Origin of the sequence: Enterovibrio sp. FF113 (assembly GCF_041439165.1) — a bacterium.
In the GTDB taxonomy this organism is placed as follows: domain Bacteria; phylum Pseudomonadota; class Gammaproteobacteria; order Enterobacterales; family Vibrionaceae; genus Enterovibrio; species Enterovibrio norvegicus_A.
On the sequence record NZ_JBGONO010000004.1, the window covers coordinates 34,245 to 55,134 of the forward strand.

24 protein-coding genes and 1 pseudogene are annotated in these 20,890 nt (G+C 48.8%); 14 read left to right on the forward strand and 11 right to left on the reverse strand.

Annotated elements, in window-relative coordinates:
- Position 1 precedes the first annotated feature (1 nt).
- Together ACED36_RS04075 and fre are read left to right on the forward strand one after the other, a co-directional pair.
- Entirely contained in the window at positions 2-280 is a 279-nt protein-coding gene (locus ACED36_RS04075; RefSeq protein WP_016960588.1) for a 2Fe-2S iron-sulfur cluster-binding protein, read from the forward strand.
- Positions 270-989, forward strand: coding sequence for an NAD(P)H-flavin reductase (gene fre, locus ACED36_RS04080; protein WP_016960589.1), 720 nt, complete (start codon positions 270-272; stop codon positions 987-989). The genes ACED36_RS04075 and fre overlap by 11 nt, the downstream gene beginning before the upstream one ends.
- Before the next feature lie 51 nt (positions 990-1,040).
- Here the strand turns inward: fre and ACED36_RS04085 are convergent, their stop codons facing one another.
- Together ACED36_RS04085 and ACED36_RS04090 are read right to left on the reverse strand one after the other, a co-directional pair.
- Positions 1,041-1,922 carry a carboxylate/amino acid/amine transporter gene (locus tag ACED36_RS04085; RefSeq protein ID WP_016960590.1) on the reverse strand — a complete coding sequence of 294 codons (882 nt, stop codon included), beginning with the start codon at positions 1,920-1,922 and terminating at the stop codon, positions 1,041-1,043.
- A 103-nt stretch (positions 1,923-2,025) separates the two neighbouring features.
- Positions 2,026-2,451: a universal stress protein gene (locus ACED36_RS04090; protein WP_016960591.1), complete on the reverse strand. Its 426-nt coding sequence runs from the start codon at positions 2,449-2,451 to the stop codon at positions 2,026-2,028.
- 289 nt (positions 2,452-2,740) lie between these two features.
- Between ACED36_RS04090 and ftnA the strand changes: the two genes are divergently transcribed.
- The 5 genes from ftnA (at position 2,741) to ACED36_RS04115 (ending at position 6,776) form a co-directional block, all read left to right on the forward strand.
- Entirely contained in the window at positions 2,741-3,268 is a 528-nt protein-coding gene (gene ftnA, locus ACED36_RS04095; RefSeq protein WP_016960592.1) for a non-heme ferritin, read from the forward strand.
- Between the two features lie 56 nt (positions 3,269-3,324).
- The gene (gene uspB / locus ACED36_RS04100; RefSeq protein ID WP_016960593.1) at positions 3,325-3,663 is read left to right on the forward strand and encodes a universal stress protein UspB; all 339 of its coding nucleotides are present in this window, start codon (positions 3,325-3,327) and stop codon (positions 3,661-3,663) included.
- A 184-nt stretch (positions 3,664-3,847) separates the two neighbouring features.
- Entirely contained in the window at positions 3,848-4,960 is a 1,113-nt protein-coding gene (locus tag ACED36_RS04105; RefSeq protein WP_016960594.1) for a mechanosensitive ion channel family protein, read from the forward strand.
- A 90-nt stretch (positions 4,961-5,050) separates the two neighbouring features.
- Positions 5,051-6,235 (forward strand): NAD(P)/FAD-dependent oxidoreductase, encoded by a 1,185-nt coding sequence (locus ACED36_RS04110; RefSeq protein WP_016960595.1) that lies wholly within the window; start codon positions 5,051-5,053, stop codon positions 6,233-6,235.
- Between the two features lie 328 nt (positions 6,236-6,563).
- Positions 6,564-6,776 (forward strand): cold-shock protein, encoded by a 213-nt coding sequence (locus tag ACED36_RS04115; protein ID WP_016960596.1) that lies wholly within the window; start codon positions 6,564-6,566, stop codon positions 6,774-6,776.
- Between the two features lie 307 nt (positions 6,777-7,083).
- Here the strand turns inward: ACED36_RS04115 and ACED36_RS04120 are convergent, their stop codons facing one another.
- The 3 genes from ACED36_RS04120 to ACED36_RS04130 all read right to left on the reverse strand — a co-directional run bounded on the left by ACED36_RS04120 (position 7,084) and on the right by ACED36_RS04130 (position 10,791).
- Positions 7,084-8,526 carry a coniferyl aldehyde dehydrogenase gene (locus tag ACED36_RS04120; protein WP_016960597.1) on the reverse strand — a complete coding sequence of 481 codons (1,443 nt, stop codon included), beginning with the start codon at positions 8,524-8,526 and terminating at the stop codon, positions 7,084-7,086.
- Positions 8,527-8,601: 75 nt separating this feature from the next.
- Positions 8,602-9,225 (reverse strand): tRNA-uridine aminocarboxypropyltransferase, encoded by a 624-nt coding sequence (locus ACED36_RS04125; protein ID WP_026024362.1) that lies wholly within the window; start codon positions 9,223-9,225, stop codon positions 8,602-8,604.
- 21 nt (positions 9,226-9,246) lie between these two features.
- A complete protein-coding gene (locus ACED36_RS04130) occupies positions 9,247-10,791 on the reverse strand; it encodes a COG3650 family protein (RefSeq protein ID WP_016960599.1) in 1,545 nt (514 codons plus the stop codon).
- A 74-nt stretch (positions 10,792-10,865) separates the two neighbouring features.
- Here ACED36_RS04130 and ACED36_RS04135 point away from each other — a divergent pair, with 74 nt between their 5' ends.
- Positions 10,866-11,330, forward strand: coding sequence for an EVE domain-containing protein (locus ACED36_RS04135; protein ID WP_016960600.1), 465 nt, complete (start codon positions 10,866-10,868; stop codon positions 11,328-11,330).
- 144 nt (positions 11,331-11,474) lie between these two features.
- Here ACED36_RS04135 and ACED36_RS04140 read toward each other — a convergent pair whose 3' ends face one another.
- The 3 genes from ACED36_RS04140 to ACED36_RS04150 form a co-directional block, all read right to left on the reverse strand.
- Positions 11,475-12,272: a Cof-type HAD-IIB family hydrolase gene (locus ACED36_RS04140; protein ID WP_016960601.1), complete on the reverse strand. Its 798-nt coding sequence runs from the start codon at positions 12,270-12,272 to the stop codon at positions 11,475-11,477.
- 158 nt (positions 12,273-12,430) lie between these two features.
- Positions 12,431-13,438, reverse strand: coding sequence for an alpha/beta fold hydrolase (locus ACED36_RS04145; RefSeq protein ID WP_371732848.1), 1,008 nt, complete (start codon positions 13,436-13,438; stop codon positions 12,431-12,433).
- A 187-nt stretch (positions 13,439-13,625) separates the two neighbouring features.
- Entirely contained in the window at positions 13,626-15,227 is a 1,602-nt protein-coding gene (locus tag ACED36_RS04150) for an AbgT family transporter (protein ID WP_371732849.1), read from the reverse strand.
- Between the two features lie 237 nt (positions 15,228-15,464).
- Between ACED36_RS04150 and ACED36_RS04155 the strand changes: the two genes are divergently transcribed.
- Positions 15,465-16,466 carry an acyltransferase gene (locus tag ACED36_RS04155; protein WP_371732850.1) on the forward strand — a complete coding sequence of 334 codons (1,002 nt, stop codon included), beginning with the start codon at positions 15,465-15,467 and terminating at the stop codon, positions 16,464-16,466.
- On the opposite strand, the gene ACED36_RS04160 is transcribed toward ACED36_RS04155, so the two are convergent.
- Positions 16,467-16,805 (reverse strand): DUF2500 domain-containing protein, encoded by a 339-nt coding sequence (locus ACED36_RS04160; RefSeq protein ID WP_016960605.1) that lies wholly within the window; start codon positions 16,803-16,805, stop codon positions 16,467-16,469. It abuts the gene before it with no gap.
- A 227-nt stretch (positions 16,806-17,032) separates the two neighbouring features.
- Here ACED36_RS04160 and ACED36_RS04165 point away from each other — a divergent pair, with 227 nt between their 5' ends.
- The 4 genes from ACED36_RS04165 (at position 17,033) to ACED36_RS04180 (ending at position 18,983) form a co-directional block, all read left to right on the forward strand.
- Positions 17,033-17,395 carry a hypothetical protein gene (locus ACED36_RS04165; protein WP_016960606.1) on the forward strand — a complete coding sequence of 121 codons (363 nt, stop codon included), beginning with the start codon at positions 17,033-17,035 and terminating at the stop codon, positions 17,393-17,395.
- A gap of 314 nt (positions 17,396-17,709) precedes the next feature.
- Positions 17,710-18,333 (forward strand): lysoplasmalogenase, encoded by a 624-nt coding sequence (locus ACED36_RS04170; protein ID WP_371732851.1) that lies wholly within the window; start codon positions 17,710-17,712, stop codon positions 18,331-18,333.
- Positions 18,334-18,349: 16 nt separating this feature from the next.
- Positions 18,350-18,661 (forward strand): DUF2007 domain-containing protein, encoded by a 312-nt coding sequence (locus ACED36_RS04175; RefSeq protein ID WP_016960608.1) that lies wholly within the window; start codon positions 18,350-18,352, stop codon positions 18,659-18,661.
- 85 nt (positions 18,662-18,746) lie between these two features.
- Positions 18,747-18,983, forward strand: a complete 237-nt coding sequence (locus ACED36_RS04180) for a YecH family metal-binding protein (RefSeq protein ID WP_016960609.1) — start codon at positions 18,747-18,749, stop codon at positions 18,981-18,983.
- Positions 18,984-19,089: 106 nt separating this feature from the next.
- Here the strand turns inward: ACED36_RS04180 and ACED36_RS04185 are convergent, their stop codons facing one another.
- On the reverse strand, positions 19,090-19,359 hold the full coding sequence (locus tag ACED36_RS04185; RefSeq protein WP_016960610.1) for a DUF1145 domain-containing protein: 270 nt from the start codon (positions 19,357-19,359) through the stop codon (positions 19,090-19,092).
- Complete coding sequence (gene rsmD, locus ACED36_RS04190; RefSeq protein WP_016960611.1) at positions 19,356-19,991, reverse strand: 16S rRNA (guanine(966)-N(2))-methyltransferase RsmD; 636 nt, start codon at positions 19,989-19,991, stop codon at positions 19,356-19,358. Before rsmD ends, ACED36_RS04185 begins: the two co-directional genes overlap by 4 nt.
- Positions 19,992-20,244: 253 nt before the next feature.
- Here rsmD and ACED36_RS04195 point away from each other — a divergent pair.
- A pseudogene (locus tag ACED36_RS04195) lies at positions 20,245-20,890 on the forward strand (signal recognition particle-docking protein FtsY); the annotation flags it as partial.

Genomic DNA, 20,890 nt, shown 5'->3' on the forward strand with positions numbered 1-20,890 from the left:
CATGTATAAAGTAAACCTGATGCCAGCAGGAGCCCAGTTTGAGGTTGCTGCGCACCAAACACTATTACAAGGCGCGCTCAGCGCAGGAATACCATTTCCTAACCGTTGTCAGATCGGTGCTTGTGCAACCTGTCTTTGCAGGTTGATAGAAGGTGATGTGCATTATCACCTGGAGCCTATGCTCACCGAACAAGAAAAAGAGCACGGCTGGATATTTGCCTGTCAGGCCATTCCCAGCAGTGATCTGGTGGTTAGTTTTGAGGAAAGCGATGACTATTAAATGTGAAGTAACGTCAGTGTCGTCACTGACCAATAACACCTATCGAATTTTATTAAAGCCTGAGCAGCCTGTGAGCTACAAAGCGGGTCAATACCTGCTAGCGGTGATGGGTGAGAAAGACAAGCGTCCATTCTCGATTGCCAGCAGCCCATGCCGTCAAAATGGCCATGAGCTTGAATTGCACATTGGTGCAGCAGAAGAAAATGCCTATGCTATGGATGTGGTGAAAGCGGCTCAAGCTGCGCTAGAAAAAGGGGATGACTCCTTTTTGATTGAAGCGCCGCACGGTGAAGCTTGGCTTCGTCAAGAACGCCAACGCCCATTAGTTCTGATTGCGGGTGGTACAGGTTTTTCTTACGTGCGCAGCATGTTGGATCATTGTCTGAGCCAAGGCTTCAAGCAGCCGATTTTCCTTTATTGGGGCGGACGTGATATCAGTCAGCTTTATGCCAATGATGAAATGGAAGCGTTGGCATTGAAAAACAGCCAACTGACTTACATTCCTGTCGTAGAAAACACACCGCAAGGTTGGGCTGGCAAAGAAGGCAATGTGCTGCAAGCCGTGATGGAAGACTTCGTGTCGCTGTCAGCCTATGACGTGTATATCGCGGGTCGCTTTGAAATGGCAGGCGCGGCACGCGAAATGTTTTGCACCGAACGCGGCGCAGAGCGTGACCACTTGTTTGGCGATGCGTTTGCATTTCTATAACGTAGCTTCGCTAAGCCGATAAAAAACCGCCAATTTGGCGGTTTTTTTTATTTATGCGTGAGTGTGGTTAGACGCCAATATTTTCTTTTTCACCCAAGTTTCATTGAGCCAGAGCGAGGCCAAAATCACTGCGCCCCCCATCGTAAGTGTCCCCAGATCCGCATCGCGGTTCCAGATCAGCACATTGACCACAATACCTGCTGGTACCAGCACATTGTTCATCACCGCCAGTGCGCCAGCATTGACGAGTGTCGCTCCCTTGTTCCACAAGAAATAGCCCAAGCCTGATGCCACAGTACCAAGGTAAATCAAAATGCCCCATTGCAACGATGTGGTGGGCAGCTTGTCTGTGTTGCCGAGCAGCAGAAATGCAGGCAAAGCCACACACAATGCGCCAAGGTAAAACAGGCCAAACACCGTGTGTTGCGGCACGTCTGTCTCTGTGCGTTCCATCAAGAATTTATAGCTGACCTGGCCAATGGCAAAACAGAGGTTTGCACCCTGAACAATCAAGAAACCCAGCATAAAGTTTGGATTCACCGACGCGAACTTGATCATTACCGCGCCAAGCACGGCCAGTGCAGCCGTCATCAGATACCAGGGAGAGAAGCGGCGATGCAGTAAATCATACGTCAGCGTGACATAGACGGGCGTGAATACCGTGAAAAGGAGTACTTCTGGTACAGAGAGATATAAAAAGGATTGGTAGTAGAAGCAATACATGAGGCCAAGCTGAATGCCACCAATGGCCATTAACTTAAGCATGAGCGGACGAGGCACACCTTTGAGGCGTAAAAATGGCAGAAAAACCACCGCCGCCAACGCCACCCGGGTAACGACTGAAAACCAAGCATCGACCTGTCCGGCAAGGTAAACGCCAATTAAGCTGAAAGAAAAAGCCCATAAGAGGGTAATAAACGCGAGGTATCCCATAACGATCCATATTTGGTAAGAAACTGCCGCAAAGTGTACCGGAAATTGCGTCAATAGGTAGGGATCGAGAATCTGGACGGATCAGCGTACTTGGCGTGTGCGATCAGCTTGGTAGCGGCACCATCAGCATGTCGACAGGGGTTTTATTGATCAGTTGTTTGGCGGACGAAATTAACGCACTCCAAAAATCTTGATGATGACCACAAATGACGAGATCAATGCCGAAATGGCCGATAGATTCGGTGATCTCCTCGGCTAAGTCACCACTGGCGACCAACGTATGAGTGACGGGAATATCCACGTGTTTTGCCAGCGTGTTCAGTTGCGACTGCGCTTCATCAATAATGTGGTTGCGCGTTTCCACCAGATTGACGTCTATGAGGCCTGTGTAGAGTTGCGCGTAGTTGACGTCGATGTGGATCAGTGACAGTTTTGCTCCGAGGGGTTTAGCCAGATCAGCGCCTTTTTGAACCAGTGCTTCGCTGTCGGCAGAGAGATCGACCGCCACCAGAATGTGTTTATAACCCATAGCCTGACTCCTGAATAAAACCGTAAAACGATACCCAATCCTCATCAATATTAGTGGAGTTTCCTTCGCAATGTATGGCGTCGTTTGCTCATCTGATGGGGACTTTTGGATATATTCGTCATGAACATCAATCAAAAACTATCATTGTCTCCAAAACAAGACTGTTGCAGAGATCCCAATGCCGATGTGTGCTTGGTGAACGTGTTACTACAGATCGACTGGCGGGGTTGAATTAACGTTCACCGACAGACAAAATGACTCTCAGATTGAATAGAAGGGAAACAATAGCATGCTAGCAAAACCCATGATTGAGCAACTGAATGCGCAGATTAATTTGGAGTTTTTTTCATCAAACCTATACTTACAAATGAGTGCATGGTGTGAAGACAAAGGATTTGAGGGTGCAGCGCAGTTTATGCGTAAGCATGCGCAAGAAGAAATGGAGCACATGCAGCGTCTATTCACCTACGTGAGTGAGACCGGTGCGATGCCGATATTGGGCACGATTGAAGCGCCTCGCCACCATTTTGAATCGCTTGGTGAAGTGTTTCGTGAAACGTACAAACATGAGCAACTCATTACTGAGAAAATTAATCATTTGGCACACGTCGCGTTCACTACGCAGGACTATTCTACATTTAGTTTCTTGCAGTGGTATGTCGCTGAACAACACGAAGAAGAAAAAATCTTCAAGAGTGTGATTGACAAGATTGAACTGGTAGGGGAAGACGGAAAAGCCCTCTTCTTCATTGATAAAGATTTGGCAGAAATGGCCAAACAAGCACCCACTTCTGTGATGGATAGCCCTGTGGCTTAAGACGCATATTACGTCTTCGCTCGGGCTTCCCTTAGGCAACAATGGGAGATGAGACCATGAGCGGAGACGCCTTAATTATCGCGATTTTCTTTGTTACGCTGGCGAACATCCTGCGTTATGTGAGTTCACTTCGTGTTTTACTCGTGATGATGCGAGAAGCCAACCCACTGCTGTATCAGCAAATGACCCGTGGCAATAATTTCTTTTCTTCCCAAGGAGATATCAGCCGACAAAAGCGGTTATATCATTACATTCGAAGTCAGGAATATCTTCATCACCACGATACGGCTTTTATTGCCAAGTGCAACAAAGTCAGACACTTGTTTATTTTATCGACCGCCCTTGTACTCGCTTTGGTTGTTTCACTCTTTTTTGTGGCGTTCGCAGGTCTTTAAGTTTTTTCTTTGCAAACACTGAAGCGACTAACAAAGCCGAAGCTCTGGCCTAACGAAGGCTCTTAGCAAAAATCAAAAAACGCTGGCAGTTGTCAGCGTTTTTTTTGTTACCCTCGACACCAATAATTCAAAGACCTAAAACCAAAATACCTGACGATAAGGGGTGAGCGACGTGGATCGATTCATGGCGTGGTGGCATTCGAGTTCTCAAAGCATCAATTTAGAATGGGTAGAACACATTGCCGTGTTGTTGGCGATGGCAGCATTTGCTTGGTTAGTGTGGCACGTCGTCTTTGGACGTTTGGTCGCGATTTCTCAAAAGACAAAAACCGAGTGGGACACCATTTTACTGCAAACAGTGAGCACGCCCATTAGCGTGTTGATATGGCTATGGCCATCGAGTTATGTGCTCGACAGCCTGTTAGCAGCCACGGCGAAAGTGAGTGAAAGCTGGCTGGTGGTGTCGCGTCGGGTGCTTGTTTTTGCAGTCATCCTTTGGATATTGCTGCGTTTGGTTAATCGCATAGAAGCGTATTTGATGAAATCCGATACGCGCGACCAAACCACGGTGTCTGCGATGGGGCATATACTGCGCTTGTTATTAGCCGTCGTGGGCGTATTAACGGCGCTACAAGCATTTGGTATTAGCCTGACAGGTCTTCTCACCTTTGGTGGTGTTGGTGGCCTTATCGTGGGTTTAGCAGCCAAAGATTTATTGTCGAATTTCTTCGGGGGGCTGATGATTTATTTCGATCGGCCTTTCAGTGTGGGCGATTGGATTAGCTCTCCTGATCGCAACATCGAAGGCACGGTAGAGCGCATCGGTATGCGAATGACCATGATCCGCAGCTTTGAAAGCCGCCCTTTGTATGTGCCGAACTCGGTATTTAGCAGCATTGTGGTGTTGAATCCTTCGCGCATGCAACATCGCCGCATCAACGAAACCATTGGCCTTCGCTACAAAGACGCCGACAAAATGGCGGCCATTGTGACGGATGTGAAAGCGATGCTGGAGACCCATCCCGACATTGAACAGCGGTCGACCTTGATGGTGAATTTTGATGCCTTTGCAGGCTCGTCGCTTAACTTCTTTATTTATGCCTTCACCAAAACCATCAATTGGTCTCGCTATCACGAAGTGAAGCAGGATGTAATGCTGAAAATTGTCGATATTGTTCATGCACATGGTGCAGACTTCGCGTTCCCATCGCGCACCATCAGCTTTGATAAAGACGAGATGACTGAAGCTGCCATTCCCGTGCCTGAGGCTATCCAAGCAGCATCGAACAAGCACTGAATCAGACAACACACTGGCTCAAGCGGATCTGGGCGGCTACAATGCCGCCCTATTTAATGCAGATCGTTGTTAAAGCAGTAGAGTGAAGAGATGAAGCAAGTTGATGTAGTGATCATTGGCGCAGGTGCAGCAGGCTTGATGTGTGCCGCGCAAGCGGGTAAGCGCGGTCGTTCCGTGCTGGTGGTCGATAACGGCAAAAAACCAGGACGGAAGATTCTGATCTCCGGCGGTGGTCGTTGCAACTTCACTAACTACGACGTTACGGCATCTAACTTCGTCTGTGGCAATCCGCATTTTGCTAAGTCCGCCCTGGCGCAATACAGCCAGTGGGACTTCTTTTCCATGATCAACGAATACGGAATTGCATGGGAAGAGCGTGAGCACGGCCAGCTATTTTGCATTGACTCGGCGAAAGATATCGTCGAAATGCTGCTAAAAGAGTGCGATATGCCCAATGTCGAACAACGCTATCGTTGCGATGTGCATAGCATTGAGAAAAACGAAGACGGCTTCACATTAAAACTCGATACCGACACGGTAGCGTGCCAGTCATTGGTGGTGGCAACAGGTGGGCTATCAATGCCCAAGCTCGGCGCAACCCCATTCGGTTACCACATTGCAGAGCAGTTTGGCTTGAAGCGCATACCGACCACCGCAGGCCTAGTGCCATTCACTTTGCACGACAAAGACAAGGCTGCGTTTGCTGATTTGTCTGGTATTGCCATTCCGGTCACCATCACGTCAGAAAATGATGTGACCTTTAAAGAGAACCTACTGTTTACTCATCGTGGTTTGTCTGGCCCTGTGGTGTTGCAGATAAGTTCATACTGGGTGCCCGGCGAGAAAGTCACGGTGAACTTGTTGCCGGATTTAGATCTGGCTGACACCATCAACGCGATGCGTGACAAACATCCGGCGCAGAGCCTGAAAAACAGCTTGTCACGATTGCTTCCAAAGCGTTTGGTCGAAGCCATGATCACACGCGGTGATATCGAAGATAAGCCGCTCAAGCAGCTCAACCCCAAAGAGATTGCGTCGCTGGCGGATTATCTGCACCAGTGGAATATCGCCCCGAACGGCACAGAAGGCTATCGCACGGCGGAAGTCACGCTGGGCGGCGTGGATACTGATGAACTGTCTTCAAAAACCATGGAAACGAAAAAAGTCTCAGGGCTATATTTTGTCGGCGAAGTGATGGATGTGTCTGGCTGGCTGGGGGGGTACAACTTCCAGTGGGCATGGAGTTCCGGCTGGGTTGCAGGGCAGAATGTGTGATTAGCAGTAAGTAAATGAAAGACTTGAATCGAGGTCTGGCGCTTCCACTTTTAGGGGGAGGCTGACCTCGGGCTTAGTGCGCAAAATTTATTCTCTAAACGATAAAAATAAACCTTTACAAAAATAGGCGTTCGAGTATTATTCACCTCGCTCTGTTGAACAGGGTTATTAATGAAAGACGTAAAAGTAAAAGTAAAAATTCAGTTTGCCTTCCAATTGTTGTGCCCTCTGTGTTTCCCTTAGCTTCATCGTAACATTCAATAATTCAAGCTTTCAGTGCATCGCATTTTTGCGAAATTTTTTATGAATTAATATTAAGGGACACATTATGTCTAACAAAACAACTGGTCTAGTAAAATGGTTTAACGAAGAGAAAGGTTTTGGTTTTATTACTCAAGACAACGGCGGTGCTGACGTATTCGTTCACTTCCGTGCTATCGCTTCTGAAGGCTTCAAAACTCTGGCTGAAGGCCAAAAAGTATCTTTCGAAGTTGAGCAAGGCCAAAAAGGCCCACAAGCTGCTAACGTAGTAGCTCTGTAATTTCGAAAGAAGAGCGCAGGTGGTTATCCATCTGCGTTTTTTTTCGCCTGCAATAAATCGTTCTCGCTCTAAGCCTTCTATTTACAACTCTTTTCTAGATTACAATCACTCTCCAAAAATATCAGCACTGCAATTTATCATCACATCCCGTGCTTAATGATGCCTGCATGACGTTACATTTACGTTTTATTTCACATTCTTGAATATATTTTAAAAAATAAATCACACATGTTTCATGTGGCGCGATTTGTTATTTTTAAATTTTGTAGATTTTGAAAAAGGCGCCACGTAATAGCAGCGCCTTTTTTTATCGCAAAAACAACGTGAACATGATCTTTTGCCACCATTTTCCATACGGCGGTGTCATCAGCTTGCCGGGGTTGAACTTGCCTCGGCTGAGCACGGTTTTGGCATGGCTGAAAGTGCGGAAGCCTTCGATGCCGTGGTAGTGACCTAAACCAGATGGACCTACGCCGCCAAAAGGTGCGTCATCGACGGCAACCTGGGTAATGGTGTCATTAACGGCGATAGAGCCTGAGTGCGTGTGTCGGATGACATGACGCTTGAAATCTTCATCAAAGGACATCAAATACAGGGCTAATGGTCGCGGCATGTTTCGAATGATCGTGAGCACATCCTGCACATCGTGATATGTGATGATGGGCAGCAAGGGGCCGAAGATTTCTTGCTGCATGATGACGCTGTCTGCGGGCGGGTTGATCACCAGGTGAAGCGCCATTTTTCGTGTTGCAGGCAATATGGCTTCCTCACTCAGCGGGATAACCGTGACGCCACGCTTTTGTGCATCATCAATCAAAGACTCCAGTCTGGCGAATTGGCGGTCATTGATAATGGCCGTGCGATCATCGCTTTGAATACCCTCGGGGTAGGCGGCCTTCCATTGAGCGCGAAGCGCTTCGACGACATCATCCAGTTTATCTTCATGAACATAAAGATGGTCGGGGGCGACGCAGATTTGCCCCGCATTGAGGTTTTTGCCAAACAACAGACGCTCCGCCGCGATCTCGGGGGCAATGTCGGGGGCAATAATCACGGGGGATTTCCCGCCTAACTCTAGCGTGACAGGTGTGAGGTTTGCGGAAGCCGCTTCCATCACTTTTTTGCCCACTTCGGTCGAGCCAGTAAACAGCAGGTGATCGAAAGGCAGCTTGGTGAATGCGGTTGCCACGGCGACATCACCTTCAATGACACTCACTTTGTCTTCAGAAAACGCCTCTGTGAGCATGGTTTTGACAACCTGATTGGTGAGTGGCGTGAATTCACTCATCTTGAGCATCACGCGGTTGCCCGCCGCGATAGCTGTCATCAAAGGGATCAGGCTTAAGGTGATCGGGAAGTTCCATGGCACGATGATGCCGACAACGCCAAGTGGCTGATAATGAATTTCAACCTTGGCGGGGGCGAGCAAAAGACCGGTGGATCGGCGCGAAGGTTTCATCCAGCGTTTGAGCTTGCGCTTGGTATAACGAAGCATCTGAAAGCACGGCATGATGTCTGCCATCAGGGTGTCGGTGCGACTGCGATGACCATAATCTTGCGATAATGCGTCAACTAACGCGTCGGTATGGATTTTCAGTACGCGCTGCAGACAAGTTAAGTCTTGAATGCGCTCGGCATAGCCAATGTCAGGGATTTGTTTACCCAATTCGGTCAGCTTAGAAAACTGTGTTTCTAAGGCATTTATCTGCTGTTCAAGCGGCGTATTGGCCGCCATTGATACCACGGTCATGTTTGTGCGTCCTGTGAGCGATATCTGTTTCATAACAGTAAAGTCAGACTTGCCGGCTTGCAAGTCTTAGGTGCGCTATTGTGATAACGCGATATGTTGCCGATCTGCTTCGAACATGAGCATAAATTGATGAAAGTATGCAGATATGGCGCGAGCGTTCTCCTGTTCACCTAGCGCGGCTAAGATTTCAATGCCGACTTCACAGGTGCAGAGTGACCCCGAGGGTTGATTGCGGCGCAGTGAATAGGCGGTTGTCAGCCCTTCGGGCAAGGTCACCGTTGGTATATCTTCCAGCCAAGGGCTCTGGCGCAGCATCTTGTGCGCCTGCTGCCACGTTGCATCCACGATGATGAAATGCAGAGGCTTTTCGTATGGCTGTCTGTTTGATGATGACGGGTGACATTCTGTCAATCTCTCTAGCGGGGTCGCCGTTTCGCTTGGAAATACCAAAAATGGCTGAGCCGCAGGGTCTGCCAGTAAGGTCAGCAATTCTGCTGGTGGTGTTTTTCGGTGCCAGATGTGACGTCGACAAAGCGGCAGTGAAGCTTCCAAAAGCCGACCGGTATTGGTGGCGCGGTTGGCTTCTGTTTCGTGCATTAATAGTTCAATACGCACATTGCTGTTTAACGACGGAGTTTGGTCGCACAAGCAGTTGTAATGAAAGCCGCAATGTTCACACGGCGCAGGTTTGGTTGGCAATGTGTATTCCTCGCCGTTCAATTAGTTAAGCGTAACGCCTTCCTGTTGCGGATAAATGCCATCTGAGAACAGGTAGGTATCGGCAGCGTCAGGCAGATTAACCTCGGGGGCAACCGAAGGGTTTGAGGGATAACGGTTGCCGTCAAAGTGAAGCACGCGGGTGGAGGCTTTGGCGCCACCGCCACCGACAGGCATGATCAAATCACGCCAGCCATTGTGCGTCGTATTACTCATTTGGAAAGGGAGATGAACCAAGCTTATACGGCTGTTGAAGCGCCAATCGCCGTTTTGGTTAGCAAACACTAACAAGGTGCAGCCACCGCTGCCGCACCAGTCGGTCAATACCAGTAATTCGTTGTTGCCATCGTTGTTGAGATCTTCGCTCAACCAACGATAACGTGTGCCTACTACTTCGGTAGCAGCCTCACCCAAATAAGCTTTCAACGCCGCATCAACCTTTGGGTTGAACTCCGCTGAACCTTCCACACCCTGTGACATTTTGGTCGCGTCTGTTTTGCTGCCAACCATCAAAGACAAGGTTAACCCTTGCGCGCCGAGACTGTATTCGCGGCCATTGACGATCTCTTTGTCAGCAGTCAGGGTCAGTCCATTTCGCTCAAACAGACGTTCACTCACCAGGTACTGGCCTTGATGGCGAGTCATCATGACTTGCACGGCATTGGCGTTCACTTGCTGCCAAATGCCTGTTTCGATGAGTTCTGGCTCATTGGCTTGCTGATAATGCGTGGTGGCAGAATGATCTGAGTTCAGGGTGACTGTGGTCGTCAATCGGGTATCACCAAGTGTGGTGACTCCTTGATAATTACCGACCCACTCTTGGGTGGGGTCATCTGCCGATAACGTTGCGCAGCCGTGCCATGATTGCTTGCCCTTGGTGAAATTGGATGTCCAGCCATAGATGCTGTCACTCATGCCATCGCTACAAAGCTCAGGACGGAGCGTCAGTGTTGCGCCATCGGCCTGATAAATTCGTGCTTCTGGACTAATGTCTCGAGCAGTGAGCGTGACGTTTTCGCTGTTATGCCCTAAGCGACTAAATTGCAGTGTATTGCTTTCAGCAGACACTCCCCAGAAAGGCTCCGTGCCCGAAGCGACTGTGCGGTCACGGGGTTGTTGGCAGCCGTCAATTTCTGCTGACATCAGGTTGAGTTGCGTGACTTTGAACGTGGCAGGGTAGTCGGCTCCAAACCCGTCTGATGATGGCGCAACCAACTCGCCAACGACTTCTCCATAGATGGAGCGATAAGGGCTTGCGCTTAAGCCTAAGCCTTGCTGTGTAAGTGATGGGTCGAGTTGCAGCCAGTATTGGCTGTTACTGCCGCACGGCGTGATAGCACGCACTTCATGGCTCAAGGTGACTTCACCACGTAGCATAAAACGTTGCGGGACTGACGTTGGTGCCGATTGAGGCGATGATTGTGTTTGTAAATCATCAGAGTTTCCCAGTTCAACGGGCCCAGATGGTGATTGGCTGCAGGCAGAAAGCAGGCTAATAATAACAGCGAGGCTCAGCAGTTTTGGAAGGCGGTGATTTGGAATTGGCAACGGAGATTCCTCTTCTCTTTCATGGGCTAAAAGGGTAAAACCATGATGATGGCATTCACACCAATGGGGAGATTATGGCGTATTGGCTATTAAAAACCGAGCCTGATACTTTTTCTATAGACACCTTAAAACAGCAAAAGGTCTCGTGCTGGGAAGGTGTGCGCAATTATCAGGCGCGAAATATGATGCGTGATGGAATGAAAGTTGGCGATCTTGCGTTCATCTACCACTCCTCGTGCAAAGATGTGGGTGTGGTAGGCATCGCTGAAGTGGTGAAGGCCGCGTATCCCGATCATTTTCAGTTTGACCCTGAAAGCCCTTATTTTGATCCCAAAAGCTCACCGGAAAATCCACGTTGGATAATGGTCGATGTGGCCTATCGTCAGCATCTGCCGTACTTGTCGCTGGCGCGGATCAAAGCGAACCCTGCGTTGGAAGAGATGCCGCTGGTCAAGAAAGGCAGTCGTCTCAGCATTATGCCCGTCACTGAGATGCAGTGGAGCGAAATCCTTGCGATGTCGGAAGCACGCAAAAGGTAGCCGTGGGTAGCGTCAGTTAAATTGGCGAATTAGGTCAAGTGACTGAAAAAGAAAACGGCAGCGGGGGGAATCGCTGCCGTACTGCATCTTATGTATCTGTTATAGCACACGCTTTACATTATTGCTTTTCAAGCCAACACAGCGTTACAGCAGGTGTGTTTCAAGATAGCGAGCCACTGCTTCGTCTGCATGACTGCCGATCACTTCGTTGTTAGGCAGTGTGGCTTTTACGCGTGGATGCGCAGTTTCCATCACCAAGCCTTTCTTCGCGGCACTCAACATTTCCACGTCATTCATGCCATCGCCAAACGCGATACATTCATCAAGGCTAAAGCCTTTGATTTCCGCAACCGCTTTTAATGCTTCGCCTTTCGATACACCAGCGGCCATAACTTCAAGACAAAATGGCGTAGAAAAAGCCACGCTGACTTTATCGCCGAAGGTGTCGATGAATTTCTTCTCATAGGCCGTCAGGTAATCATGATCATGACGAATGAAGAAGATTTTCGCTACGTCTTCAAGTGGCGGATTTTCTGGGTCAAACAGCGTAAAGCTGAAACCTGAATCTTTGTGGTATTTCGCTAAATCTTCGTCAACGCGGTTCAGTAACCAATCGTTCTCACGATAGATATGAATCGTGACGGTTTCATCGTCCTTCATCATGTTGACCAGTTCTGTGATTACTTCTGGTTCGACATTGCGGCTGAAAACCAAGTTGTCATCCGCGTCGTGAACGCGCGCACCGTTTGAGGTGATCATGAATGCTGGAATGCCCACGCTCTGGCGAATGTGTGCCACATCGATGTGGTGACGACCGGTTGCGAAAACAAAATGCTCGCCCTTTTGATGCAGGCGTTGTAAGACGTCACGAGTATAAGGAGCGATGCTATGGTCTGGTGTCAGCAGGGTGCCGTCGAGATCGGACGCAACGATTCTGTACATATGTACCTCAAGTCGAAGAGAAGAGTGTTCAATACCCCTTCAGTGTATCCAAGCGCGAAAGAAAGAAAAGGGATCAAATCGTCGGTTATTTTTTCCCGTTTAGGCGAAATAACCGACAAATTTGCTGGTTGACTCGTTTCTCACTGGCAATTTAGCGATTACGCGGTTTGCTCAAGTGGTGCGGCCGATTGCGCATCGAAGAAGGAGAGGGACAGGTTAAGAGCCGTGTCGCGTGTCACGTCTTTTTCGAACAATAATTCATGACGAGAGTTTGGCACGATATCAAATTTGATAGGCAGATTGAGCGCCTGACGTTCACGGTGAAAATGGAACATGGTGTGGTTACACACGACTTCATCGCGTGCCGCCTGCATCACCAGCATCGGCATATCGATCATTCGTGCCGCCTCAATCGTGCGTTCACAGGCAGACATACTTTGCCAAATCCATTGACTGCTCGGGCCACCAACTTTGAGTGTCTCATTATCTTCATACAGCTTGCGAAACCACTGGTAGCGAGTTTCTGAGTGAGTCAGCAAGTTGTGCTTAAACGGTTTGAGCCAATACGGAACCTGGCCTGGCGCATAACCAGCGGGATGTTGGATGATTGACAATGCACGGCACAGCGGCTTAGCCACTTTTCTCAGTGTTGGTGAAAGATTGATGCCAAACATCGGGGCACTGAGTGCTAATGCGTCAATGGCGGCCGGCTTTCTTGCTGCATAGAGGGTGGTGATCGCGCCGCCCATGGAATGCGCCAGTATCATGCGTTGCTGGTGGGGCTTTTGCGTGACGATTTCATCGACAAAGGTTTCAAGGTCGTCAACGTAATGCTCAAAGTCCACCACATGGCCGATGTCACTGCCTGTGACGAGACGTTGACTCTGACCTTGTCCACGATGGTCATAACTGTAAACGTCATAGCCTTGACGGAACAAATCGAAAAACACTTCCTTATATTTTTCAGTCGCTTCAATTCGGCCATTGACCACCACGATAGCGCGGGTGTGCTCAGGCTTGGTGAAGGCGCACCAATGCAGACGCAGGCCTTCTTGGCCAATGATCTGCCCTTGCTGACGTGTTGCCCAAAATGGCGCAACTTGTTCAGCCATGGTGGTGGCTAACTCGTTTTCACGAGAAAATAAAAAAGGGCGTTCAATTGACATGTACATTCCGGTTCGGGGTTTCTATTTAGCATATCACGACACACGAGAAGTGCTCGGGTATGTGTTAGGAATATCGCCAGTTGTCAGCGAAAACAGGGCGCCTATGTTAAGGCATTGTCGAAGGAAAAATAGTCACAAACAAAAACAGCCAGCAAATGCTGGCTGTTTCATCATTACACGGCAGTCATTACTGGCTGAAGTTAAAGTACGTGGCGGAGCCTGAACCCACTGGCATACCCACGACGAATACCCACAGGTAGAAGAAGATGCTCCAACCTAACAAGAATACCAGCGTGTATGGCAGCATGGTGGCGATCAGTGTCCCTATGCCTAAATCTCGCTTATAGCGTGAGGCTACCGCCAAAATAAGACCGAAGTAGCTCATCATCGGGGTAATAAGGTTTGTCACCGAATCACCGATACGGTATGCCGCCTGAATGGTTTCCGGCGCATAGCCAACCAGCATCAGCATTGGCACGAATATCGGTGCGGTCACTGCCCACTGCGCAGACGCTGAACCGAGTGTCAGGTTGATGATGCCGCACATGATGATGAAGGCGAAGAACAACATTGGGCCAGTTAGACCGATGTTTTGCAGGAAGTCTGCACCACCAACGGCAATAACCTGACCGAAGTTGGTCCATTTAAACAGTGCCACGAACTGCGCGGCAAAGAAGACCAGCACGATGTAAAGACCCATGGCGCTGATGGATTTTGCCATCGCATCAATCACGTCACGATCAGTCTTCATGGTGCCGACGGTTTTACCGTAAACGTAACCTGGAATAGCAAAGAACACCAAAATGAAGGCAACAATACCTTTTAAGAACGGAGAGCCTGCCACTAAGCCCGTTTCAGGGTTACGCAGAATGCCCCATTCCGGCACGATGGTCATCGCCAGTAAGGCTGATACGATAAGCGCCGCGATGCCTGCATTGCGCATACCGCGCTTCTCAATGTCAGTGACTTTGCCTGCTTCTTTGGCTTCGAAATCTTCTGCCGCCATGGACTGATCGTATTTGCCGAGCTTTGGCTCAACAATTTTCTCAGTAACCAAGGCACCCAAAATGGTGATCAGGAAGGTCGATGCAAACATAAAGTACCAGTTCGCTTCTGGGCCAACCGTGTACACAGGGTCAATCATTTGTGCGGCGGTTTCAGTGATACCAGACAACAGTGGGTCAACCGTACCTAGCAGCAAGTTGGCAGAATAACCGCCCGAGACACCGGCGAAAGCTGCCGCAAGACCCGCCAATGGGTGACGACCCAGAGAGTGGAATATCATGGCTGCGAGTGGGATAAGTACCACGTAACCCAGCTCCGATGCTGTGTTTGAGATGATACCCGCGAAAACGACGGTTAAGGTCACCATACGTTGAGACGCCCCCATCACTAAAGAGCGCATGGTGGCGGAAAGTAGACCTGAATGCTCGGCAACGGCGACACCCATCATGGCGACCAATACGGTGCCTAGAGGGGCGAATCCGGTGAAGTTCTTCACGAGATTCATCACGATAAGCTGCACGCCTTCCGCGTTCATCAGACTTTTAACGTAAATCATGCCATCAGCAGCACGACCCGCCGTGCCTTCTGGGCGTGGGTCGGTGACCGACATGCCAAAGTAACCCGCAATGCCCGATGCAAAGAAAATGACCACACACAAAATGGCAAACAGGGTGACCGGGTGAGGGAGAAGGTTACCGAGAAATTCTACAGTATCGAGAAAACGGGAAAAAAAGGATTTCTTTGGCTTCCCGCCGTTTTGATGTTGCGAAGCTGATGTCTGCATCAGTTCCTCCATGTTGGGTAACTATCCATCTTTAATCTGAAAAGCATGCTAGGGCATTTAAACGGTCAATTGCAATATGTAGTGCTATTAAATAGCACTAATGCAGCTATATAATTTAAAATAAAATTAACATTTGGTATTATATGTTGTTTGTTTTCTGTTCGGTTTGGTGGAATTATCGACGGGTTTACAATCACGGCATCGCCATTGAATTTTCGCCCACTTTCTGGAACCGAAATGCAAAAAAAAGTCTTTTATATCGAGTTGTTGCGTGTTGTTGCTGCGATTGCAGTGATCGCCATTCATGTTTTGGGGCCTTATCGCTACATCGCAGGCGAGATCCCACAAAGTGACTGGCTTTCTGCCATTGGAATTAACGGCGCAAGTCGCTGGGCTGTCCCCGTATTCATTATGATTACAGGTGCATTGATGCTGTCAGACACCCGGCCATTTTCACCCTCGTATTTTGTTAAACGGCGAGTGATGAAAGTGTTTGTGCCTTTTGTGGTCTGGTCTGTTTTTTATGCCATTCTCGCGGCAATATCGTTACAAAATGTAAATTGGTCGGAAACCGTACAACGATTGACACAATTTCCTGTGAAAGAAACTTACTATCACTTGGGGTTTTTCTATTATTTCCTGCCGCTATATCTACTGATTCCAGTACTCCGTCCTTTAGTGAAACGAGAAGCGCCGGATATGTTCAATACCGTATTGGCGCTTTGGCTGGGACTGTGTGTGGCAAGATTAATGGGTGTGGATCTGGGTTTTGTCGAAGAGTTGGTGCTTTTCGGTGGCTATCTGTTACTGGGCTATGCGCTGCATCGGCGTGAAGTGCCTTTTGGCTTGTTACTCTTTTTGGGCGTGTTAGCGTTGGTGGCGACCGAGTACACAGCGATCTCACAAAGTGTCGCAAAGGGTGCATACACAAGTGCGGGCTGGTTCTCTTATAAGACGATTAATACTGTGCTCATCGCCACCATGGTGTTTGTGCTTTGTAAGCGATGGGCAGACAACGTGTCTGATAAATGGCAAAGGCGGGTGACGGTTGTTAGTCGCCACTCATTAGGCATTTACCTGATCCATCCCATTTTTCTTTGGCCGCTGAGGGAAAGTGATGTGATTCTTGGGATGGCATGGTTAGCCATCCCGTTGGTGACATTGGTCGTTTTTGTTTTGTCTTACTGGACCAGTGCCGGATTATCGAAGTGGCGCGCGACGGCGTGGTTAGTGCCCTAATTAGTTAATTCTTTGCAATTTAGCAAAGTGAACAAAGTCAGCGCCGCGGTATGTTAGCGTGCCACAATCACCGGGCTGTAGGGCGTGATAATAATGAATACCCACTTGGAATTCGCGTTTCGGACCGCCTGATATTGGCTCAACATAGATCCAATATTCTTCTGGGTCTTGGTGTTGATCTGGGCTTGGCAGAGAAACGGCTTGTTTATCAAGAATGCGGATGTCGATCGCACGATCTTCTGCGCCGTGTCCCAATGAATGCTTTTGGAAGGTAAATACAAAGTAGACACCAGCAACCACCGCAAGGGCGAGCATGAGCAAAATCAGAGAAATGGGCACGGTTGTCTCCTTAATCCGGCCGTAAAATGTCGAGCGAGAGTCTACTTCAGAAGAAGGAGTAGACATACTGCCACCAGAAACAATTCGTGATCGATCGCACTTATCTGTATTTGCATCGGTGCGAATGTAAACGAAGTTAAAGAGTTTTCTCATTTTTGGTGATATGACGTAAGCTAATGAAAAGCATCGATCGCGGGTACTAAGACACCGCCCTATAGGAGGCCTACATGGATGACATTGCTGTTGTTGTGAGACAAAGTCGGCGTCTGGAGCGTTTGCTGAAAGAGCATTATCACGCTCAAGGGCGAGGACTTCACGAGTTGGTGACGAGTTGCCAAGAGCGGTTGCCACATGATGTGATCGCCAAATTGCGCTTTGTGGCTACCATCAGAAATAAAACCGTGCATGAAGACGGCTATGAAGTCGACGACATGCGTGGTTTTGTATCGGCCTGCAAGCAATGCGAAAAAGAGCTACAGCCTCGTAGCAATCGCATGATCTGGCGCGTTGCCCTCTTCCTGATTTTTGCTGTCACTGTCGGTGCGGTTTGGTTTTATATCGAAAACTGGCGTCACATCATCGGTAACTAAGACGGGCACTAAACAACAATAGAGCATCCAATTTGGGTGCTTTTTTTGATTGTATCGACAGTCAACAGAGATACATCGTTGATCTCTTAATCGAGACGCCCCCTGATATTCTAAGGCTTACCCTTTTTAAGGGGATAGACCGGAGTAACGTTAGGGCTTTAGATCGAGAAAGCCGAACAGGCTCTGGCGTTATTCGGATATAAATCGTCATGGTGCCTGCTTTTGATGCGAGCTTCGCTTTCTGAGACATGTGCGGTGGACTTTCCATCTTGCATCCCTAGACTTGGTTGGCTCGCAATGTAAGGGAAGAGATCATGTTGAGTTGGCTTGCTGTTTGTTGTTCAGGATTGCTGCACATCAATGCTGCTTACAAAGGTCCGCGTTGGCAGTTTTATCTGTTTAAACCGTTGACTATTTTATTGATGATGCTGATCGCCTTGGTGGGCGGAGAGACGAATGTTTACACTTATTTGATCTTAGTTGGCCTGTTATTTTCGTTGTTTGGTGATGTGTTCTTGATGCTACCCAAAGACCGATTCATACCAGGGCTATTGAGCTTTCTGATTGCGCATATTTTATATAGTGTTGCGTTCTGGCAGCAGTTTGATGGCCCCATGATATGGTGGCTTCCCTCGTTGATTGGTGCGGCAAGTGTCATTGTTTTCTTACTTTTATTGCCTAATCTTGGGCCTTTGCTGATCCCTGTTGGAATTTATATTGCCGTGATCGCCCAGATGGCATGGGGTGCAGGCGAATTTTGGATGAATGCACACTCGCAAACGGCGGCATATGCGTTTGGTGGGGCACTGTTGTTCATGGTATCTGATACCGTTCTTGCCTTTGAGCGATTTAAAGGGCCTTTTCGCGCCTCAGTATTGCTGGTGATGAGCACGTATTTTTGCGCACAGGGATTGATAACTTTGTCTGTGATGCCGTAGTAGCGAGGAGTCATTAATGTCGTGGATTCAAGTGTATAGTGCAAGCAATTCACTCGAGGCACATAGTCTGAAAGGAATGCTTGAATCCATGGGAATGGATGTCCTGCTTAAAGGCGACTCACTCGCCAGTGCCACCGGCGAGCTTCCCGCCGATGTGGTTGCTGTGACTTTGTGGGTGGATACCTTACGTGAAGAAAAAGCGCGATCTGCATTGCATCAGTATGAAGCACAGGCAGAAAGTGTGTGGTTCTGCCCATCCTGCCAAGAAGAAAATGGCGGTAGCTTTGAGATGTGCTGGCAATGCAGCACACCGCGTGATGAATTCTGATTAATCTTGCGACATATCAAAACAGCCTAGCAAAGACTGTGTTTCCATAACGACCGATTAATCGTTGTGCGTTTGTGGAGTTGCTATGCCTGTGTCAATTCATGTTCATGAAGTCTTAAACCACCTCAAATCCCAAACTTTGTCTGAACAAGCATTGGTTGACTGGGTAAGCGGGCAATGGGGTGCATCTGCACGTTTTCATACTTGCAGCCAAAATGGGCTGTCATTTAGTGAAGTTCTCGTGTTCTTGCGCCGTAGGAAGAAGATTCTTGAACAAGCAGGCTCGTTAGTGGTGAATGACGCGCGGATTTGTCAGCACTAAACGAGTGCTACTGAGCAGAAAGACACCGTGAAACGAAAAAGGCCTCAGAAGAGGCCTTTTTGCTGTTTATCTTTTGTATCAATGTCACTTCTAAGTGCTGGGTATATCAACCAACCATGTACTTGCGGCGGATATCAAGCAGAGCGAAGATCCCAAATATCAGGATGGACCATTTTTCCCAGCGAGTCATGGAGACTTTATCGCCGAATGCACCGATAAAGATCAGCATCTGCAAGCCATGCATGCAGAACAGAAAGGCGGTCATAATATACAGTGCCATCGCGGCTACACCCGGAAACGGCGAGATGATATTCGTGATCAATACCAACCAGACAAAGCCAATGGCCGCTTTTGCTAAAAAGATGAGTGCTTTCATTTTTCCTCTCTTAGATACAGCCGGAAGCTCACTTGTCCGGCATGCTTTTCCTTAATCATGTCCCAATGCGCGGGAACGTCGGGCACACCAAGCTCTTTTTCTGCCTCAATGTAAATCAACGCGTTCTTATTAAGCCAGCCATTGTGCTCGAGTTTGTTCAACACGTCACTCAACAAGTCTTTACGAAACGGTGGATCGATAAAGACCACATCAAATGGCTGTCCGGTTTGCGATAAGTACTGCAAGGCATCGATGTTATGGACGGTCGCGTTGTCTGCATTCAAGGTGGCTAGATTGAGATTGATTTGCGCCGCCGCACCTTTATCAAGCTCTAGTAACGTGACGTGATCAGCCTGACGAGACAAAGCTTCAAGCCCTAAACCGCCACTACCTGCGAACACATCAAGGCATTTAGCTTGATATAAATCTGCCGCTAGCCAGTTGAATACCGTTTCTTTCACGCGATCTGTTGTAGGGCGAAGGCCTTCGACGTTCTTAACTGGCAATTTGCGACCTCGCCATTTTCCAGAAATAATGCGGACAAAACCAGAACCGCCTCCTGCATTCGATGAAGGATGATTACCCCTGCCGTTAGGTTGTTTCGCAGGGTTTTTAGGGTTACGTCTTACCATAGATTTTTTGACCGCCAAGAAGGTGTTAGTATATGTCGGTTCGGTAACGGCTCAGCATTTTCAAGGTCAACTTGCCCTTTTTAAAATGATCAGCGACGTAAGGGTTTTGGCCTCTTTCGCCGAATTTTCTGCGCCGCAATGTATGTAATACATCGCCGTTACCTCACTGCATTTATAAGGCGCAGTGCTCACAGTTTAAGATTAGCGCGATGTCATCGTGCTGATTGTACCAATCATGCTTTAGGATTTGCCAATGGCAGAAAAAAAGAAACGCGGATTTATGTCCTGGCTGGGTTTCGGCCGAAAGAACGACGAACAAGAACAACAGGCTGAGCAAGCCCGTTTACAAGCTGAAGAAGAAGCTCGCCTGCAAGCGGAAGCCGATGCGAAAGCACAGGCTGAAGAGCAAGCGCGCCTGCAAGCAGAAGCGGATGCGAAAGCACAGGCTGAAGAGCAAGCGCGCCTGCAAGCGCAAGCCGATGCGAAAGCACAGGCTGAAGAACAAGTTCGCCTGCAAGCGGAAACGGATGCAAAAGCACAGGCTGAAGAACAAGCCCGCTTGAAATCGGAAGCCGATGCGAAAGCACAGGCCGAAGAGCAAGCGTGCCTGCAAGCAGAAGCGGATGCGAAAGCACAGGCTGAAGAACAAGTTCGCCTGCAAGCGGAAGCGGATGCAAAAGCACAGGCTGAAGAACAAGTTCGCCTGCAAGCGGAAGCGGATGCGAAAACACAGGCTGAAGAACAAGCTCGCTTGAAATCGGAAGCGGATGCGAAAGCACAGGCTGAAGAGCAAGCGCGCCTACAAGCGGAAGCCGATGCGAAAGCACAGGCTGAAAAGCAAGCGCGCCTACAAGCGGAAGCCGATGCGAAAGCACAGGCTGAAAAGCAAGCGCGCCTGC

Bases quoted from the DNA above. Each gene is read 5' to 3' on its own strand.
- ACED36_RS04075 (WP_016960588.1), top strand. From the start codon at position 2: ATGTATAAAGTAAACCTGATGCCAGCAGGAGCCCAGTTTGAGGTTGCT.
- fre (WP_016960589.1), top strand. From the start codon at position 270: ATGACTATTAAATGTGAAGTAACGTCAGTGTCGTCACTGACCAATAAC.
- ACED36_RS04085 (WP_016960590.1), bottom strand. From the start codon at position 1,922: ATGGGATACCTCGCGTTTATTACCCTCTTATGGGCTTTTTCTTTCAGC.
- ACED36_RS04090 (WP_016960591.1), bottom strand. From the start codon at position 2,451: ATGGGTTATAAACACATTCTGGTGGCGGTCGATCTCTCTGCCGACAGC.
- ftnA (WP_016960592.1), top strand. From the start codon at position 2,741: ATGCTAGCAAAACCCATGATTGAGCAACTGAATGCGCAGATTAATTTG.
- uspB (WP_016960593.1), top strand. From the start codon at position 3,325: ATGAGCGGAGACGCCTTAATTATCGCGATTTTCTTTGTTACGCTGGCG.
- ACED36_RS04105 (WP_016960594.1), top strand. From the start codon at position 3,848: ATGGCGTGGTGGCATTCGAGTTCTCAAAGCATCAATTTAGAATGGGTA.
- ACED36_RS04110 (WP_016960595.1), top strand. From the start codon at position 5,051: ATGAAGCAAGTTGATGTAGTGATCATTGGCGCAGGTGCAGCAGGCTTG.
- ACED36_RS04115 (WP_016960596.1), top strand. From the start codon at position 6,564: ATGTCTAACAAAACAACTGGTCTAGTAAAATGGTTTAACGAAGAGAAA.
- ACED36_RS04120 (WP_016960597.1), bottom strand. From the start codon at position 8,526: ATGACCGTGGTATCAATGGCGGCCAATACGCCGCTTGAACAGCAGATA.
- ACED36_RS04135 (WP_016960600.1), top strand. From the start codon at position 10,866: ATGGCGTATTGGCTATTAAAAACCGAGCCTGATACTTTTTCTATAGAC.
- ACED36_RS04140 (WP_016960601.1), bottom strand. From the start codon at position 12,272: ATGTACAGAATCGTTGCGTCCGATCTCGACGGCACCCTGCTGACACCA.
- ACED36_RS04145 (WP_371732848.1), bottom strand. From the start codon at position 13,438: ATGTCAATTGAACGCCCTTTTTTATTTTCTCGTGAAAACGAGTTAGCC.
- ACED36_RS04150 (WP_371732849.1), bottom strand. From the start codon at position 15,227: ATGCAGACATCAGCTTCGCAACATCAAAACGGCGGGAAGCCAAAGAAA.
- ACED36_RS04155 (WP_371732850.1), top strand. From the start codon at position 15,465: ATGCAAAAAAAAGTCTTTTATATCGAGTTGTTGCGTGTTGTTGCTGCG.
- ACED36_RS04165 (WP_016960606.1), top strand. From the start codon at position 17,033: ATGGATGACATTGCTGTTGTTGTGAGACAAAGTCGGCGTCTGGAGCGT.
- ACED36_RS04170 (WP_371732851.1), top strand. From the start codon at position 17,710: ATGTTGAGTTGGCTTGCTGTTTGTTGTTCAGGATTGCTGCACATCAAT.
- ACED36_RS04175 (WP_016960608.1), top strand. From the start codon at position 18,350: ATGTCGTGGATTCAAGTGTATAGTGCAAGCAATTCACTCGAGGCACAT.
- ACED36_RS04180 (WP_016960609.1), top strand. From the start codon at position 18,747: ATGCCTGTGTCAATTCATGTTCATGAAGTCTTAAACCACCTCAAATCC.
- ACED36_RS04185 (WP_016960610.1), bottom strand. From the start codon at position 19,359: ATGAAAGCACTCATCTTTTTAGCAAAAGCGGCCATTGGCTTTGTCTGG.
- rsmD (WP_016960611.1), bottom strand. From the start codon at position 19,991: ATGGTAAGACGTAACCCTAAAAACCCTGCGAAACAACCTAACGGCAGG.